The sequence below is a fragment of the Bacillus sp. CHD6a genome (genome assembly GCF_001293645.1).
GTDB lineage: Bacteria > Bacillota > Bacilli > Bacillales > Bacillaceae_I > Sutcliffiella_A.
The window spans coordinates 1-14,827 of the sequence record NZ_LBMD01000032.1 but is presented as its reverse complement, the minus strand read 5'-3'; the positions used below and the strand labels follow the sequence as shown (position 1 = coordinate 14,827).

The window sequence follows — 14,827 nt, the reverse complement described above, 5'->3', positions numbered from 1 at the left end:
TGGGTATTAGGATAATAAGTTAAATGTAAGGAGTGCTAATATAATGTCAAAAAAAGTACCAGTTTACGTTATAAGCGGGTTTTTGGGAAGCGGAAAAACAACCGTGCTTTTACATATGTTAAACCACTTTAAAAGTCAGGGTCTAAAACCAGGGATTATTTTGAATGAACTCGGGGATGAAAATGTGGAATCTCATCTTTTTCAGGGAGAAAGTGTGGTAGAACTTCTCAATGGATGCATCTGCTGTACCATTCAAGATGATTTGAAATCTACTCTTGATCAATATGTAGGTGAAAAGGTAGATGTTTTGATTATTGAAGGAACAGGTGTTGCCAATCCACTTGAAATCAAAGATGTTTTATTGAACCCTCTCTATATGGATTATTTTGAATTGCAGTCCATGATTGGTCTCGTGGATGCCAGTCACTATCTTGAGTATCAAAGCTTCTTTAATAGCTCTAAAGAGATCAGAGGTTTGTTGAAGGAACAAGTCACATCTGCTCATTTGCTGGTGCTAAACAAGATGGATCTCGTCTCGGAGAAAGAATTGATTAAGGTGGAGTCTAAGCTTGCAGATGAGCTTGATGATCATGTTCCTGTTTACAGGACTAGCTATGGGGAGGTTCCATTGGAGATCCTTTTGGAAAAGAGAATGCAATGGAGAGAAGTGAAGGTAGATAAGCATGGAGAAGGTGATGGACATAATCATGATGGTCACCACCACCATCATCACCACCATCACATTGAAGCTGTAAAAGTGACGTATTCCGAGCCGATTAATCGTGTGGTTCTTGAGAAACAATTGAAGAAGCTATCTAAAAACGTGGTAAGATCCAAAGGCATTGTGCAGCTTGATGAAACGCCAGGTTTATACGAGTTCCAGTATGCTGCATCCACACTAGTGTTGAACAGAATGGAGAAAGGGAACGTAGAGCCTTCCATTATTCTGATTGGAAAAGAGATTGATGAGAAGAAAGTGGAGAAGTTTTGTGAAGCATTGAGAGGGGAATAGGAGTAGTAAGCAAATAAAGAGGCAGCCGAGATCGGCTGCCTCTTTCCATATCCAAACTTAATTCAACGCTTTTTTCAATGTCTCTAAGTTCTTACGCATTAAGCTGAAATAGTCTTCATCATTTTCTGCATCTTCTTCAGTAATTGCTTCTAAGTTATGAAGGACCAATGCTTCTGCTTTAATTTCATTTTTTACCACATCAGCAATCTTCCCGCTGATGTTTTGATCGAAAATAACGTACTTGATGTCATTTTCTTGCGCAGTTTGGATAACTTCTGTTAATTGTTTCTGTGATGGCTCTTGGGTTGGAGATAAACCATTAACGCTGATTTGCTCCAAGCCATAACGATTCTCCCAGTAACCGTATGCTGCGTGGTTAACTAAAATTTTGTTTGTTTTCGCGCTATCCAATGCTTCTTTGAATTCTGAATCTAATTTTTCAAGGTCAGTTTTTAAGGATTCGAAATTAGCTTCGAAATCTTCTTTCGCTTCTGGCTTTAGTTCCACCAGTGCGTTTTTAATGTTTTCAGCAAGTGTAATTGATAGTGTAGGATCTAACCAAATGTGCGGATCGCCATTTGAGTGATCGTGCCCTTCATGTCCTTTGTCCTCATTCTCGTGATTGTGCTCTTCTTCATGAGCTTCGTCTTCATGTTCGTGATTATGCTCTTCTTCATGAGCTTCGTCTTCATGCTCGTGATTGTGCTCTTCTTCATGAGCTTCGTCTTCATGTTCGTGATTGTGCTCTTCTTCATGAGCTTCGTCTTCATGTTCGTGATTATGCTCTTCTTCATGAGCTTCGTCCTCATGTTCGTGATTATGCTCTTCTTCATGAGCTTCGTCCTCATGCTCGTGAGCGTGCTCTTCTTCACCACGGAGTTCAATTCCATCACCAGCTGCTACAACTGTAACATCCTCATTTTCCAACACATCTTTTGCTTTATCAGCAAATCCTTCCACACCAACACCTGTATAAATAAAAGCATCGGCAGAAGCCATTTCACTCATTGTTTTCGTGGAAGGCTCAAATGTATGTGCATCTGAACCAGGTGGAAAGACAGACTTTACATCAACATGATTACCGCCAATTTTCTTTGTAAAGTCTTCTAACGGGAAAATGGTCGTATAAACATTTAGTTTTTCGCTGCCGTCAGAAGCTTGATTATCTGCATTACATCCAACTAAGAATGTAAAAACTACTAGTATCATTGCAATAAAAATAGATTTAGCTTTCATTGTTTTCTCCTCTCGTTTTATATCCCAACATATTATATCGTAACTATTACGTTTTGAGAACAAATATGAAATATGTTTTAAAATTTTTACAATTACTCTATGATAAAAGCGGGAACAGGGTCTGCATACTCAGACCAATCCTCATTCATTTCTTTTTCGGTAAGAAGACAGGTGTCTAATGAGCGTTCAATCTGTGTTTGTTCCATCTCAATGCCGATGAAGACAAGTTCGGTCATTCTATCTCCATATGTTTCATCCCATCTTTCTAGTAATTCAGGTTCTTCTTGTAATGTTAACTGTCTTTCCTCTTCACTGTAGCTAGCAACCCATTCTCCTGCACCCTGAATCATAATGGAGGCACCTGCTTGAGAAATTAGTCCAGCCATATCATTCCTAGAAGCAAGCCAGAAGAAACCTTTTGCACGAACGATTTCTTCCGGCCAGTTATCTAGCCAGTTCTTGAAACGCTCTGGGTGGAATGGTTTTCTTCTGCGGTACACGAAGGAAGAGATCCCGTATTCTTCCGTTTCAGGAGTGTGCTCTTCGTTTAATTCCTTGATCCAACCAGCAGCCTGGCTCGCTTTTTCAAAGTCAAATAACCCTGTGTTCAGAATCTCTTCCAATTCTACTTGGCTGTTCACTGTTTGAATTATTCTTGCTTCTGGGTTCAATTTCTTCAATAGTGCCTCTAATTCCACTACGTATTGAGGTTCTAGTAAATCAGTTTTATTTAATAAAAGAATATCAGCGAATTCAATTTGGTCTATCAATAGATCAGATATTTCGCGTGTATCTGATTCATCCGTTCCCTGTTTGCGATCTAGAAGGCTTTCGCCGGATTGATAGTCATCATAAAAGCGGAAACCATCCACAACGGTTATCATTGCGTCCAGGCGGCACTTTTCTGTAAGATCAATGTCAAATTCTTCATCTAAGTAAGTAAAAGTCTGGGCAACAGGGATTGGTTCACTTATGCCAGAGGACTCGATCACAATATAGTCAATGTTCCCTTCATCAACGAGGCGTTCCACTTCCTTCATGAGGTCTTCTCGTAATGTGCAGCAAATACAGCCGTTTTGCATTTCTACCAACTTTTCTTCGGTTCTGGAGAAACCTCCTTGTTGGATTAAAGCTGCATCAATGTTTACTTCACTCATATCGTTTACGATGACAGCGATTTTCAAACCTTCTCTATTGGATAATATATGATTTAACAGTGTTGTTTTTCCTGCACCAAGGTAACCGCTTAGCACTGTTACAGGTATTTTCTTTTTCATAAAAACTAACATCCTCTCTCTAATAAAACGTAATACTTACGATTTGCAATTTATATAGTACTAAAAAACCAAATAGAAAACAAGCTATATATATTGTCATTTTGCTTTGAGTTTGTCATATTGAAAGAAGGGAATCTAAACTATTATTCAGAAAGAGGGAAAAAGGATGAAATTACTGGATGAAATTTTAGAACACAATTCGGGATTTGTAGAAAAAGAGGAATATATTCAATACCAGACAACTAAATTTCCTGACAAAAAGTTAGTTGTCCTTTCTTGTATGGATACAAGGCTGATGGATTTGCTACCAAAGGCGATGAACCTGAAACATGGAGATATGAAGATTGTTAAGAATGCCGGAGCGATTGTATCGCATCCATTCGGAAGTATCATGAGAAGTATATTGGTCGCTGTGTTTGAACTTAATGCGGATGAAGTTTTGGTTGTTGGCCATCACGATTGCGGAATGGGGAAAATCAGTCCTGAAGGCATGCGTGAAAAGATGGAAGCAAGGGGAGTAACCAAAGAAACGATTGAAGATTTGAAGTATGCAGGTATTGATGTAAAAGGTTTCTTAAAAGGGTTTGATAGTGTAGAGGAAAGCGTCCGTGGAAGTGTGGATATGATTGCTAACCACCCTCTAATGCCAGAAGGGGTACCTGTGCATGGATTGGTCATTGATCCACACACAGGAAAACTGGATCTTGTTGTGAACGGGTATGAACAAAATTAACCTTTTTCTTCCTTTTCAGGTACATGATCAATTCCGCCAGGATGAAATGGGTGGCATTTAAGAATTCTTTTTATTGTCAGCCAACCGCCCTTGATGGCTCCAAAGCGTCCAATAGCTTCCATTCCGTATTGGGAGCATGTTGGATAAAATCGGCACGTTGGCGGTGTTAATGGAGAAATGAATTTACGGTAAAACCGAATGATAATTAAAAAGACATGTTTCATATACTGTCACCTCAGGTAAATTATAATCGAAAATTTGAGAAACCAAAAATTTATTAAATTCGTATAAATCAGATGAATTTAATTGGAATTGAATCTGTGTTATACTGTAATTAACTTTTAGATAAGGGAGAGTGCAATTATGCCTTCAGTAGAAAGTTTTGAACTAGATCATAATGCGGTTAAAGCTCCTTATGTTCGTCATTGTGGAGTTCACAAAGTAGGAACAGACGGCGTTGTTAATAAATATGATATTCGTTTTTGCCAACCAAACAAACAAGCGATGAAGCCAGACGCTATTCACACATTGGAGCATTTATTGGCATTCAACATTCGTACACATGCGGAAAAGTACAGTCATTTCGATATTATCGACATTTCTCCAATGGGCTGCCAAACTGGTTACTATTTAGTGGTAAGCGGGGAGCCTACAGTAGATGAAATTGTTGACTTAATGGAAGACACATTAAAGGATGGTATCCAAGTAGAAGAGATTCCGGCATCCAATGAAAAACAGTGCGGTCAAGCAAAGCTTCACGATCTTGAAGGTGCAAAACGCTTGATGAAGTTCTGGTTAGATCAGGATAAAGAAGACTTGAAAAAAGTATTTGGATAAAAAGAAAGGATGACTCGTATGGGTCATCCTTTTTATATGGAGGATATGATGTTTGCTGCCACTCTAGCACCTGAAATATTACGTGCAATGGGGCCAACCTCAAGTTCTGCTAGTGCTCCACTTACATAAAGATTAGGTGCCCATTCCAACATGTGGTTAACAATGGGATAGCCGCACTTTGCACATGGAAGGTTTTCTTGTTTTATGACAGGCTCCAGCCATTCTCTGCCTGGAAGACCTTGTTCAAAACCTGTTGCCATAATAATCGACCTGCCTGTTATTGTATCTCCATTTTCAAGCAGCAGCTGTACATCATTGTGCTGGAGCAGAAAATTATTTACAACACCATTCTTAATCGTTAATTTTTTTGTTCGAACAAAGTGATTAATTTTGTTTCTTAATTCAGAAGGGATGGAGCCTTTATGCCTTGCAGATTTTATTGCTTTGCGCCTGTTTTCATAATCTTTCATTTTGACAAATGGCTGTCGCATTTTAGGACCAAGCCATTCTGGATTACTGTCAAAGTCATGGACCCTAAAAGGATGGCGTTTTAGCATCGTGACTTCACCTGGAAACAAAGTGGCCAGTTTGATTGCTAAATGTGTGGCAGTTATTCCACCACCGACAACTACAAACGGTCCATCCATTTCTTCAAAAGGAGGAAGTTTTTTGTCAAAAACATGAAATAAAGAGTTTGTACGTGCCTTTTTTAGGTTGCTAGCCCATTCAGGGAGATGCAACTGATCACTTATTCCAATGGCAATGACGACTTTTTCCGTTCTTAACACTTCTCCATTTTCAAGATACACCTTCCAATATCCATCGCTCTTCTCTACATGACGAACCTTTGTTGGGACATAAGCTTGTTGGATATCTAAATCATTTATTAGGTGATCACAATGATCATTAAACATTTGTAAGGATGGCCTTTTATATCTACCATAAAAGTCTGTGTTAGGTTGATATTTATGTTCTTTTTTAGAAAAAGCTTGCAAGCTGAATGGTTCTTTATCCAAATGATGAACAGAGGGCGATCTTAAGTACGGCATGGAAATGGTGGAGGTACACCTTTTCCAATTTTCCAAAGGCTTTGGATTTGGGTCAATGATTCTCAATTTATTAATAGTGGTTTTATTCTTTTTTAGTAAAAAGGTGGCAACGGTTAAACCTTGTATGCCACCCCCGATGATAATCCATTGAAGCATAGTAAACACTCCTCTTTCTTGCAAATAGTAATCATTACGATTGTAGATATTTCATATAGTATAGGAATATGCCTAAGGAATCAAGAAGCAAAAACACGAACTAGTTTTCTATACTTTTCTATCATACTGTTAATAGATTAGACATATATTGCTAGTAACAAAGATAAAGTTTTAAAAGTTTGATATGTTATAATACAAAATAGAAAATATGATAGGAGTAGAAGAATGAGGAAAAGCAGTAGTCTTTTAAAGGATTTGATTGGGCTTGCTTTAATTGGAGTTTTCCTATACCTATTCTTTTTTATAGACTTTAAGGAAATTTCATTTGATATTCCAAGCTCGTGGCTAAATGTAAATACGATTTTTCTTAGTATTGTCATTGAAGCCATACCGTTTATCTTACTTGGTGTTTTCGCCTCTGCATTGATTCAAACATTTGTTTCAGAGGAAAAAATAAAAAAATATTTACCTAAGAGTCCCATTGGTGCCATTATTCCGGCAGCATTACTTGGGGTCATTCTACCAATCTGTGAATGTGCGATTATTCCGGTTGTTCGCAGATTAATTAAAAAAGGAATGCCGCTTCATGTTGGGGTGGTCTTACTTGTAGGTGCACCTATTCTTAACCCGGTAGTTGTAGCTTCTACATACTTCGCATTTAACGGCGATCCTACTATTTTATATGGTAGATTTGGACTTGCCTTTATTCTATGTATAGTTATCGGCTTTTTGATGTTGTTGCTTTTTGATAATAAAAACCAGCTTCGTTGGTCGAAAAGTGAATTGGTAGGCAGACAAGAAATGGAGGAGCCGGCACTACAGCAGAATAAATGGAAAGCGACCTTCTACCACGCTAGTGATGAGTTTTTTGATATGGGGAAATACTTGATAGCCGGTGCGTTCATCGCGAGCTTGTTCCAAACTTTCCTTGATCGTAATGTATTAATGGCGCTAGGACAGAATGAAGTATTGTCTCCAGCTGTCATGATGGCTTTTGCATTTGTGCTCTCACTTTGTTCAGAAGCGGATGCCTTCGTCGCTGCATCATTCGGTTCAACTTTTACAGTGGGATCTTTGTTAGCGTTTATGGTATATGGACCGATGCTCGATTTGAAAAATACATTTATGCTTTTTGCCTATTTCCGTACAAAATTTGTACTTGTTTTTATGGCAGTTGTAACCATTGTCGTGTTCGCAGCGATACTTATTTTCCAGCAGCTTGTGCTGTAGGGAGAGGATGATGATAGATGGAAAGCAATCGTGATTATGGGTTCCATATTTATTTGCGTGGAATCATATTGCTGGGATTTACTCTTTTGTTTTTTAAGCTTCTGGCCACTGGAAATATAACGAATTTCATTGCACCTCGGATGATGCCATTTATGTATTTTGCAGCAGGAACTTTGTTTATTCTTGGAATCGTGCAGATCTGGCGCAGTGGCTCTAAAGATAAAGAGGAACTGGTGTGTAATTGTGGATTTGACCATGGGGAGTCATCTACTCCCATTCAATCTATATTGATTTATTCGATGTTTGTATTCCCTGTTGTGACAGGATTCATGTTTCCTGAAAACATTTTGGACAGCTCTATTATCGATAAGCGAGGTTTTACAAATTCCAAACAGATTGTGGAACAGCGTGAACAGGCAGGGGCATTTGATGGTCCATCAGGTGGCACCACTGAAGATGGAGGAAACGGTGGTGAATCGGAAACTTCAAGGGCAGAAGCTTACTTAGATGATCCTGAAGGGTATATGGAGGATCAAGAAAGCGGGGCACCGGAGATTGATGAGCAATTAGCTGACGCACCGTTAGAGCATCCGGAAGGATTTGAATTGCAAGAACCCCCGGAAGGTTATTATGAAGAATTGAAGGCTGAGATGCTTGAGATGGATACCATTGTAGTGGATGATGAGAGATACATTCCGATGATGAACATCATAGATATGAGCATTGATGAATTTGTCGGCAAGAAAATAGAGATGATCGGATTTGTGTACCGTGAAGCAGACTTTACGGAGAATCAGTTTGTTGTCGCACGTTTTGGTTTGTCTTGTTGCGTTGCAGATGCCAGTGTTTATGGAACATTGTCCACTATGAGCGGGGCAGGGGACCTTCAAAACGATGACTGGGTGAAAATAAGCGGAACCTTGACAACCACTCAATACAATAACTGGACCCTTCCTTATGTCGAAGTAGAAACCCTTGAAAAAGTAGAACAACCAGAATCACCATATATCTATGAATACTACTAATAACCTTTACCTTAAAGACTATTAGTAGTGAAACCCCTTGAGCCTGATGCTCAGGGGGTTTCGACGTTTGATGCAAAATTCCTTTAGGGGTCTGACCCCCAAAGGAATTTTTTTTATTTCTTCTCCTCATCATCGGGGGCTTTTTGGTTTTGTGTTGGTTCGATTGGGTCTATGGTGTGTTCGTATTTGTAGGCTTTGTTAGTGGAGAGAAGGGTGAGAAATAGCACAACAAGTACGATGATGATGCAGATGATTAATATGGTCATCATGGGTGTATATACCTCCGGATAAGTTAATTTTCGATATAATACATTATTACCTTCTAACAAAGACTAATCAAGGCATAAGTCCTTTGTTTAGGGGAACGCTATAAGGGGTAAATAACCTATATACTCTATTGGTATAGTTGAAGGAGGCAATGGAACAAAATGTCTAAACAGTTGACAGAAGTAGTTAATAAACAAGTAGCAAACTGGAGTGTTCTTTATATCAAGTTACATAATTATCACTGGTTTGTAAAAGGGCCGGAGTTTTTCACACTTCATGAAAAGTTTGAACAGTTATACGGAGAGGCTGCCATACATATTGATGAATTGGCAGAGCGATTGCTAGCTATTGAGGGAACTCCAGTAGGAACGATGAAAGAGATCTTGGAGATATCCACTATTCATGAAGCGGAAGGGAAAGAAACGGCAGAGCAAATGGTCCAATCCATTGCTAGCGACTTCTCTACCCTCATAGAAGAGTTAAAAGAAGGTATGGAGATTGCGGACAAAGTTGGAGATGAAACCACGGGTGATATGCTTCTTGCCATTCACCAAAGTGTGGAGAAACACAACTGGATGTTGCATGCATTCTTAGGAAAATAAAAACGAGTAGCCTGATGCAAGGGAGTGGAAAATCTCCTTCCATCAGGCTCTTTTTTTCTATGAAAAGTTAGTGAAGCATACCTTGGTCCCCATTAGTTCCACTAATCAACAACTCTTTTACCTGCTCCATTACCAATTCTGCCACCACTTGATGAAGGTCTTCATCTGATAATTCCGCTAATAGATCGATACATTGCTCCCTAGTAAAGCTATTCACGATAGAATACGCAACGGCATCTATATCTTCATCATCTCGAATCCATTTTTTATGATATTTGTTTACGAACGTCTCAAATGATTTCATGTTTTTTCTAGCTCCTCTAGTAAAATAATGATTAGTTTTCACCAATTATATTCGTTCATACACAAAATTCTATTATTTCGTAACGGGCTTTTACTATTTTGCATAATATGCAATATAGAAAGTAGTGAGGGGGTAGGGGAATTTGTCATGGACAAGTACAATATTTTTTGTTTGGGAATTGCATCATTCCTAGGTTCCATAGCTTCTTTTTTTTACGGAGGCTTTAGTTCTCTATTAACTTTTTTAATTTTGTTTGTTGTCGTGGATTATTTAACAGGAATCATCGCTGCATTTGTTGAAAAGCGTCTTTCGAGTCGAGAGAGTTTTAAAGGTATCGCACAAAAGATATTTATTTTTGCATTAGTCACGATTGCTCATGTGTTGGACATTATTTTAGGTACTAATCTAATTAAAGACGTTACAATCTTATTTTATTTGGTAAATGAGTTCATATCCATTATGGAAAACGCGGCACGTATGGGAGTACCGATACCGAACATCTTGAAGAAAGTTATGGATGCCATTAAGAAAAAGGCGGATCCGTAACTAGCAAACCTAAAAGAATAAAGAAGGGATTTTGTGTGAAAATAAGAGAAGATACTGGAAAGGGTGAAGATACATGGAGCGTAAAACATACTACATTTCACTAGCAGAGGGTTCAATTTCACAAGTGAGTACAGCATCTTCTTGGGACTATCAGATACAGGCAACAGATGATGAAATAACACATTTACGGGAAATTTTCGATCAAAATTATTCTTCTGATTGGCAAGGTTTTTGGCGTGCCCATATTCCGTATGTACAATATCACTTTGACAAAACAAATGATGCATATGATAACGGATTGCAACAGGCGTTTAAGATGATTTATGAGCTTGGGGATGAAGCAACGAAGGCCCACATTAAAGATCAGGGATTAATGGACGATTTAATCGAATAGAAGTTTTTTATCCATGATGGTCTAAATAAGGTACTTGACTCTCACATTTTCGATGCTACTATGATAAGATAAATAAGAAAAAAGAGATATTGGAGTTTCGATAGTATGTATGAGTTTGAAGATATTTATAACAACCGAGTGATGTTATCCTTTGAAGACCATCCTTTTTCTCGAGACCCCAAACACGTCTGGGTTATTTGTCGTTACCAGGATCAGTGGCTGTTGACCAGTCATAAAAACAGGGGAATGGAGTTTCCGGGTGGAAAAGTAGAAAATGGGGAAACCGCCGACCAAGGTGCGATTAGAGAAGTAAAGGAAGAAACAGGTGGACATGTGTCCCAGCTGAAATACATAGGGCAGTATAAAGTGGATGGAAGAGAAAAAGTCATCGTTAAAAATGTATATTTTGCAGTAATTGATACGTTAGAAAAGCAGTCTACATACTTTGAAACGAATGGTCCTGTCCTCTTGAAGGAGATACCAGCAACTATAAGAAAAGATAATAAGTTTAGTTTCATTATGAAAGACGATGTTTTGACGCATTGTCTTGATAAAATAAAGAAGAGCAACTCCATTATTTGAGGAGTTGCTCTTTCTTTTTTACGTATGTTTAACAAGCTTTTTTTCAAGGTACTCGACCAATTGATACATGATTGTCGCAAATACTGCGATAATCAATAAGCTCAAAAGAACGAGGGTGAAATTGAATACTTGAAAGCCATAGATAATCATATAGCCAAGTCCTTTGGAACTGACCAAAAATTCGCCGACGATGACGCCGACCCAAGCCAATCCAACGTTCACTTTAAGGGTGGAGATAATAGTAGGATAGGACGCTGGGAGGACTGCTTGCTGGAAAAGTTGCCTCCGAGTTGCCCCGAAGGTCCTCAGAACTTTCAGATAGTTATCATCTACTTCTTTAAAGGCGGTATACACGACAATGGTTGTGATGATAACAGAAATAATAGCGCCCATGGTGATGATCGACCCCATATTAGGACCAATGGCAACAATTAGTATGGGGCCGAGAGCGACTTTAGGCATTGCATTAAGAATGACTAAATAAGGCTCAAGCACTCTAGAAACCATCGGCGACCACCAGAGGATGGCAGCCATAATCGTTCCAATGAGTGTTCCGAGAATGAAGCCGAAGATAGTTTCGGTTACTGTGATACTGATATTGGAAAGCAGCGTACCGTCTTTAATTTTATCTAAGAAAAGATTCCAGATCCGACTCGGGTAGCTGAACAGCAATGGATTGATCCAGCTGTTTTTTCCGGCAAGCTCCCAAGCGGAAAAAAAGACAATAAAAATGATTAGCTGATATAACCTTACCTGATACGTTACCTTTTTAAGCTGTTTTAAGTAACCTTGGTGAAGAAAATCAATGTTCGCTTTCTTGTTCAAGTTGCTCCAACTCCTTCCAAATTTTTTGGAACAAGGAGGAGAAATCGGGGTGCTGCCTTGCTTCAAATGGGATCATGTTTCTTAACTCTTCTGGAACGATGAATGTTTTCGCCAAACGTCCTGGATTCGCTTTTAACAGAAAGATGCGGTCACTCATGGCGATGGCTTCCCCGATGTCATGGGTGACAAGCAAGGCGGTTTTTTTAAAGGACTTGAGTGTGGTAAAAACTAAATCCTCCAGCTTTAGCTTCGTCTGGTAGTCCAGTGCTGAAAATGGTTCGTCAAGAAGCAGGAGTTGAGGATCTGTGGCAAGTGTACGGACAAGCGCTGCACGCTGTCGCATTCCGCCTGATAACTGAGATGGATATAATGTTTCAACATCCGGCAGTCCCATTTCTTTTAGAAGATATAAAGTTCTTTCCATCGTTAGTTTCGTCTGTTTATCTGCAATCTTCAACCCTAGAAGTACATTCTCCTCAATGGTTTTCCATGGGAAAAGATAATCCTGTTGAAGCATATAGCCAATATTGGAGACGCAGTCTCTAGAAGGTTTGTCGCCTAATAATACGCTCCCTTCCGTCGGCTTAAGGAGACCCGCAATAATGGATAACAGTGTTGTTTTCCCGCAACCACTTGGGCCGAGGAAGGAGATAAACTCCCCTTCCTCAATAGAAATAGAGATGTCTTCTAATACCTTTGTCGCCCGTTCCGGTGTAAAGTAGATGTGATTTATATTATTAATTGATAATAAACTCATCGTTCATCATCCTATTCTTCCATTACCTCTTCTGCAATGGCTGTATTTACTAACGTGCCGTATTCCACATATTGCGGAAGCTCCCCGGCTGTGTCCATAATATTTTGCAAGTTATCCCATTCTTCTTGACTGAGGATTGGATCAGTGGCGAAAGAACCTTGACTCTTGTAACGGTCCACAACGGTCTCTATTAATTCTACCGACGTATCTTCAAAGTATGGAAGAATGACTTTGGCAGTTTCAGAAGCAGGGTTTTCCTCCACCCATTGTTGAGCTTTATAGAGTGCACGAGTGAATTTCTCTGCGGCCTCAGGATTTTCTTTTAAATAGCTTTCCTTTGCCATGAATGTCGTATATGGCAAGTGACCGGACTCTTCCCCGAAAGAGGCGACGATATATCCGATGCCTTCCGCTTCAAAAATACTGGCCTGCGGTTCGAATAACTGCACAAAATCTCCTGTACCGGAAGCGAAAGCGCTAGGGATGTTTGCAAAATCAACATTTTGAATAAGATTCAGATCATTCTGCGGGTCAATGCCATGTTTTTTGAGTACGAACTCCCCGGCCATTTGAGGCATGCCACCTTTACGCTGCCCTAGGAAGGTACTGCCTTTTACATTATCCCAATCAAAGTTATCAAGTTTCTCTCTTGAAACTAGAAAAGTTCCGTCTGTTTGGGTAAGCTGAGCAAAGTTAATGATAGGATCATTAGAACCTTGCGCATACACATAAATGGACGTCTCAGAACCTACCAGTGCTACATCAGCCCCGTCAGCTAACAAAGTGGTCATTGTTTTGTCGCCACCCCAAGTGGTCGTTAATTCAATTTCCAATCCTTCTTCTTCAAAAAATCCTTTTTCAATCGCAACATATTGGGGAGCATAAAAAATAGAGCGGGTAACTTCGGCAATCCGTATCTTTTCTGTTTTGCTGCCACCGCAAGCTGTAAGCGCGGCGATTAAAGCAAAAGATAATAATATACTTAACGCTATTCTTAAACCTTTCATGTCCTACCTCCTCAGAAATTGTGGGCATATGCTTTGTATGTTTTTATAGATTAGCGTATGATTTGGGCTAAATATGTGTGAATGCCTAGTGCGTCAAAAGGAGGCAATATTTTTGCAGGACGGAACAATTGTTGAAAAGACTCCATTTCCATCACCAAGTCCGCATATCAGGGTTTTTAAGGTGACCTATTATAGCGATGGTTTGAAGGTGAAGGGACTGTTAGCCGAACCGAAAGCGGAAGGGGAGTATGATGGATTTCTATATTTAAGGGGAGGCATCAAAAATGTCGGTCAGGTACGTGTTGGCCGTATTGTTCAATTTGCCTCAGAAGGTTTTGTGGTGATGGCGCCTTTTTACCGTGGAAATCAAGGTGGAGAGGGAAATGAGGATTTTGCTGGAGATGACAGAGAGGATGCGTTTGCTGCTTTTAAGTTATTAGCGGGTCATGAAAAAGTGAAGGCTGATCGTATTCATGTCTTCGGTTTCTCTCGTGGCGGTGTGATGGCACTGATGACAGGTATTAATTACCCTGAAGTGTGTTCTGTTGTGTCTTGGGGCGGCGTGTCCGATATGTTTCTCACTTATGAGGAGAGAGTGGACCTGCGCCGTATGATGAAGCGGGTTATTGGGGGGACTCCAAATAAATACCCGGAGCGATATGAGTGGAGGACACCACTGTTGGAGCTTGACCGTCTTGCAGCGCCTATTTTAATTATTCATGGAGAACAGGACAAAAACGTTTCAATTGAGCACTCTTATAGATTGGAAAAGTGTGCAAAGGAGATGGGGGTGCACGTGGAGGCGTGGTATTATCCGGAGTACACTCATTATTTTCCGCCTAGAGAAAATAGGAGGATTGTGGCGCGGTTGACGAGGTGGATGAAGGAGCAGTGATGGAGCGAGCGAGGGGAGCAGGGGCTTCCGCTTTCTATGTCAGAGAGGTGGCTTCTCTCTCCGCCCGAAACGCAATGTGGGGAGGGGAAAGAG

At 39.8% G+C, this 14,827-nt stretch carries 19 protein-coding genes; 10 read left to right on the top strand and 9 right to left on the bottom strand.

What is annotated here, in order from left to right; translation table 11 throughout:
- Nucleotides 1-43: 43 nt before the first annotated feature.
- Nucleotides 44-1,012 carry a CobW family GTP-binding protein gene (locus tag AAV98_RS17885; RefSeq protein ID WP_060666899.1) on the top strand — a complete coding sequence of 323 codons (969 nt, stop codon included), beginning with the start codon at nt 44-46 and terminating at the stop codon, nt 1,010-1,012.
- Nucleotides 1,013-1,069: 57 nt separating this feature from the next.
- Here AAV98_RS17885 and AAV98_RS17880 read toward each other — a convergent pair whose 3' ends face one another.
- Both AAV98_RS17880 and AAV98_RS17875 read right to left on the bottom strand, forming a co-directional pair.
- Nucleotides 1,070-2,248, bottom strand: a complete 1,179-nt coding sequence (locus tag AAV98_RS17880; RefSeq protein ID WP_060666898.1) for a metal ABC transporter solute-binding protein, Zn/Mn family — start codon at nt 2,246-2,248, stop codon at nt 1,070-1,072.
- 92 nt (nt 2,249-2,340) lie between these two features.
- The gene (locus tag AAV98_RS17875; RefSeq protein WP_060666897.1) at nt 2,341-3,525 is read right to left on the bottom strand and encodes a GTP-binding protein; all 1,185 of its coding nucleotides are present in this window, start codon (nt 3,523-3,525) and stop codon (nt 2,341-2,343) included.
- 166 nt (nt 3,526-3,691) lie between these two features.
- Between AAV98_RS17875 and AAV98_RS17870 the strand changes: the two genes are divergently transcribed.
- Entirely contained in the window at nt 3,692-4,258 is a 567-nt protein-coding gene (locus tag AAV98_RS17870) for a beta-class carbonic anhydrase (protein ID WP_060666896.1), read from the top strand.
- On the opposite strand, the gene yidD is transcribed toward AAV98_RS17870, so the two are convergent.
- Nucleotides 4,255-4,482, bottom strand: a complete 228-nt coding sequence (gene yidD / locus AAV98_RS17865; protein WP_060666895.1) for a membrane protein insertion efficiency factor YidD — start codon at nt 4,480-4,482, stop codon at nt 4,255-4,257. The genes AAV98_RS17870 and yidD overlap by 4 nt on opposite strands.
- A gap of 139 nt (nt 4,483-4,621) precedes the next feature.
- Between yidD and AAV98_RS17860 the strand changes: the two genes are divergently transcribed.
- Nucleotides 4,622-5,095, top strand: a complete 474-nt coding sequence (locus AAV98_RS17860) for an S-ribosylhomocysteine lyase (protein WP_060666894.1) — start codon at nt 4,622-4,624, stop codon at nt 5,093-5,095.
- Between the two features lie 32 nt (nt 5,096-5,127).
- On the opposite strand, the gene AAV98_RS17855 is transcribed toward AAV98_RS17860, so the two are convergent.
- Nucleotides 5,128-6,300 carry an FAD/NAD(P)-binding protein gene (locus tag AAV98_RS17855; protein ID WP_060666893.1) on the bottom strand — a complete coding sequence of 391 codons (1,173 nt, stop codon included), beginning with the start codon at nt 6,298-6,300 and terminating at the stop codon, nt 5,128-5,130.
- A gap of 225 nt (nt 6,301-6,525) precedes the next feature.
- Between AAV98_RS17855 and AAV98_RS17850 the strand changes: the two genes are divergently transcribed.
- Nucleotides 6,526-7,530: a permease gene (locus AAV98_RS17850; RefSeq protein WP_060666892.1), complete on the top strand. Its 1,005-nt coding sequence runs from the start codon at nt 6,526-6,528 to the stop codon at nt 7,528-7,530.
- 17 nt (nt 7,531-7,547) lie between these two features.
- Nucleotides 7,548-8,555: a TIGR03943 family putative permease subunit gene (locus AAV98_RS17845; protein ID WP_060666891.1), complete on the top strand. Its 1,008-nt coding sequence runs from the start codon at nt 7,548-7,550 to the stop codon at nt 8,553-8,555.
- 113 nt (nt 8,556-8,668) lie between these two features.
- On the opposite strand, the gene ytzI is transcribed toward AAV98_RS17845, so the two are convergent.
- Nucleotides 8,669-8,824: a YtzI protein gene (gene ytzI, locus AAV98_RS20090; protein ID WP_082380951.1), complete on the bottom strand. Its 156-nt coding sequence runs from the start codon at nt 8,822-8,824 to the stop codon at nt 8,669-8,671.
- Between the two features lie 159 nt (nt 8,825-8,983).
- Between ytzI and AAV98_RS17840 the strand changes: the two genes are divergently transcribed.
- Nucleotides 8,984-9,424 carry a Dps family protein gene (locus AAV98_RS17840; RefSeq protein WP_060666890.1) on the top strand — a complete coding sequence of 147 codons (441 nt, stop codon included), beginning with the start codon at nt 8,984-8,986 and terminating at the stop codon, nt 9,422-9,424.
- Nucleotides 9,425-9,491: 67 nt separating this feature from the next.
- On the opposite strand, the gene AAV98_RS17835 is transcribed toward AAV98_RS17840, so the two are convergent.
- The gene (locus AAV98_RS17835; protein ID WP_060666889.1) at nt 9,492-9,728 is read right to left on the bottom strand and encodes a hypothetical protein; all 237 of its coding nucleotides are present in this window, start codon (nt 9,726-9,728) and stop codon (nt 9,492-9,494) included.
- A 147-nt stretch (nt 9,729-9,875) separates the two neighbouring features.
- On the opposite strand from AAV98_RS17835, the gene AAV98_RS17830 reads away from it, so the two are divergent.
- The 3 genes from AAV98_RS17830 to ytkD all read left to right on the top strand — a co-directional run bounded on the left by AAV98_RS17830 (nt 9,876) and on the right by ytkD (nt 11,250).
- Nucleotides 9,876-10,274 (top strand): phage holin family protein, encoded by a 399-nt coding sequence (locus tag AAV98_RS17830; protein ID WP_060666888.1) that lies wholly within the window; start codon nt 9,876-9,878, stop codon nt 10,272-10,274.
- Between the two features lie 73 nt (nt 10,275-10,347).
- Nucleotides 10,348-10,668 carry a hypothetical protein gene (locus AAV98_RS17825; protein ID WP_060666887.1) on the top strand — a complete coding sequence of 107 codons (321 nt, stop codon included), beginning with the start codon at nt 10,348-10,350 and terminating at the stop codon, nt 10,666-10,668.
- A 105-nt stretch (nt 10,669-10,773) separates the two neighbouring features.
- Nucleotides 10,774-11,250 (top strand): RNA deprotection pyrophosphohydrolase, encoded by a 477-nt coding sequence (ytkD, locus tag AAV98_RS17820; RefSeq protein WP_060666886.1) that lies wholly within the window; start codon nt 10,774-10,776, stop codon nt 11,248-11,250.
- Between the two features lie 18 nt (nt 11,251-11,268).
- On the opposite strand, the gene AAV98_RS17815 is transcribed toward ytkD, so the two are convergent.
- From AAV98_RS17815 to AAV98_RS17805, 3 genes are read right to left on the bottom strand one after another with little or no spacing between them, the layout of a single operon-like run.
- Nucleotides 11,269-12,075: an ABC transporter permease gene (locus AAV98_RS17815; RefSeq protein WP_060666885.1), complete on the bottom strand. Its 807-nt coding sequence runs from the start codon at nt 12,073-12,075 to the stop codon at nt 11,269-11,271.
- Entirely contained in the window at nt 12,053-12,832 is a 780-nt protein-coding gene (locus AAV98_RS17810; RefSeq protein WP_060666884.1) for an ABC transporter ATP-binding protein, read from the bottom strand. Before AAV98_RS17810 ends, AAV98_RS17815 begins: the two co-directional genes overlap by 23 nt.
- Nucleotides 12,833-12,843: 11 nt before the next feature.
- Nucleotides 12,844-13,839, bottom strand: coding sequence for an ABC transporter substrate-binding protein (locus AAV98_RS17805; protein WP_060666883.1), 996 nt, complete (start codon nt 13,837-13,839; stop codon nt 12,844-12,846).
- A gap of 73 nt (nt 13,840-13,912) precedes the next feature.
- On the opposite strand from AAV98_RS17805, the gene AAV98_RS17800 reads away from it, so the two are divergent.
- A complete protein-coding gene (locus AAV98_RS17800; RefSeq protein ID WP_060666882.1) occupies nt 13,913-14,734 on the top strand; it encodes an alpha/beta hydrolase family protein in 822 nt (273 codons plus the stop codon).
- The last annotated feature ends 93 nt before the right edge of the window (nt 14,735-14,827 follow it).

What these genes read in the sequence shown, in the direction of transcription:
- AAV98_RS17885 (WP_060666899.1), top strand. Translation starts at nt 44, where the DNA reads ATGTCAAAAAAAGTACCAGTTTACGTTATAAGCGGGTTTTTGGGAAGC.
- AAV98_RS17880 (WP_060666898.1), bottom strand. Translation starts at nt 2,248, where the DNA reads ATGAAAGCTAAATCTATTTTTATTGCAATGATACTAGTAGTTTTTACA.
- AAV98_RS17875 (WP_060666897.1), bottom strand. Translation starts at nt 3,525, where the DNA reads ATGAAAAAGAAAATACCTGTAACAGTGCTAAGCGGTTACCTTGGTGCA.
- AAV98_RS17870 (WP_060666896.1), top strand. Translation starts at nt 3,692, where the DNA reads ATGAAATTACTGGATGAAATTTTAGAACACAATTCGGGATTTGTAGAA.
- yidD (WP_060666895.1), bottom strand. Translation starts at nt 4,482, where the DNA reads ATGAAACATGTCTTTTTAATTATCATTCGGTTTTACCGTAAATTCATT.
- AAV98_RS17860 (WP_060666894.1), top strand. Translation starts at nt 4,622, where the DNA reads ATGCCTTCAGTAGAAAGTTTTGAACTAGATCATAATGCGGTTAAAGCT.
- AAV98_RS17855 (WP_060666893.1), bottom strand. Translation starts at nt 6,300, where the DNA reads ATGCTTCAATGGATTATCATCGGGGGTGGCATACAAGGTTTAACCGTT.
- AAV98_RS17850 (WP_060666892.1), top strand. Translation starts at nt 6,526, where the DNA reads ATGAGGAAAAGCAGTAGTCTTTTAAAGGATTTGATTGGGCTTGCTTTA.
- AAV98_RS17845 (WP_060666891.1), top strand. Translation starts at nt 7,548, where the DNA reads ATGGAAAGCAATCGTGATTATGGGTTCCATATTTATTTGCGTGGAATC.
- ytzI (WP_082380951.1), bottom strand. Translation starts at nt 8,824, where the DNA reads ATGATGACCATATTAATCATCTGCATCATCATCGTACTTGTTGTGCTA.
- AAV98_RS17840 (WP_060666890.1), top strand. Translation starts at nt 8,984, where the DNA reads ATGTCTAAACAGTTGACAGAAGTAGTTAATAAACAAGTAGCAAACTGG.
- AAV98_RS17835 (WP_060666889.1), bottom strand. Translation starts at nt 9,728, where the DNA reads ATGAAATCATTTGAGACGTTCGTAAACAAATATCATAAAAAATGGATT.
- AAV98_RS17830 (WP_060666888.1), top strand. Translation starts at nt 9,876, where the DNA reads ATGGACAAGTACAATATTTTTTGTTTGGGAATTGCATCATTCCTAGGT.
- AAV98_RS17825 (WP_060666887.1), top strand. Translation starts at nt 10,348, where the DNA reads ATGGAGCGTAAAACATACTACATTTCACTAGCAGAGGGTTCAATTTCA.
- ytkD (WP_060666886.1), top strand. Translation starts at nt 10,774, where the DNA reads ATGTATGAGTTTGAAGATATTTATAACAACCGAGTGATGTTATCCTTT.
- AAV98_RS17810 (WP_060666884.1), bottom strand. Translation starts at nt 12,832, where the DNA reads ATGAGTTTATTATCAATTAATAATATAAATCACATCTACTTTACACCG.
- AAV98_RS17805 (WP_060666883.1), bottom strand. Translation starts at nt 13,839, where the DNA reads ATGAAAGGTTTAAGAATAGCGTTAAGTATATTATTATCTTTTGCTTTA.
- AAV98_RS17800 (WP_060666882.1), top strand. Translation starts at nt 13,913, where the DNA reads ATGTGTGAATGCCTAGTGCGTCAAAAGGAGGCAATATTTTTGCAGGAC.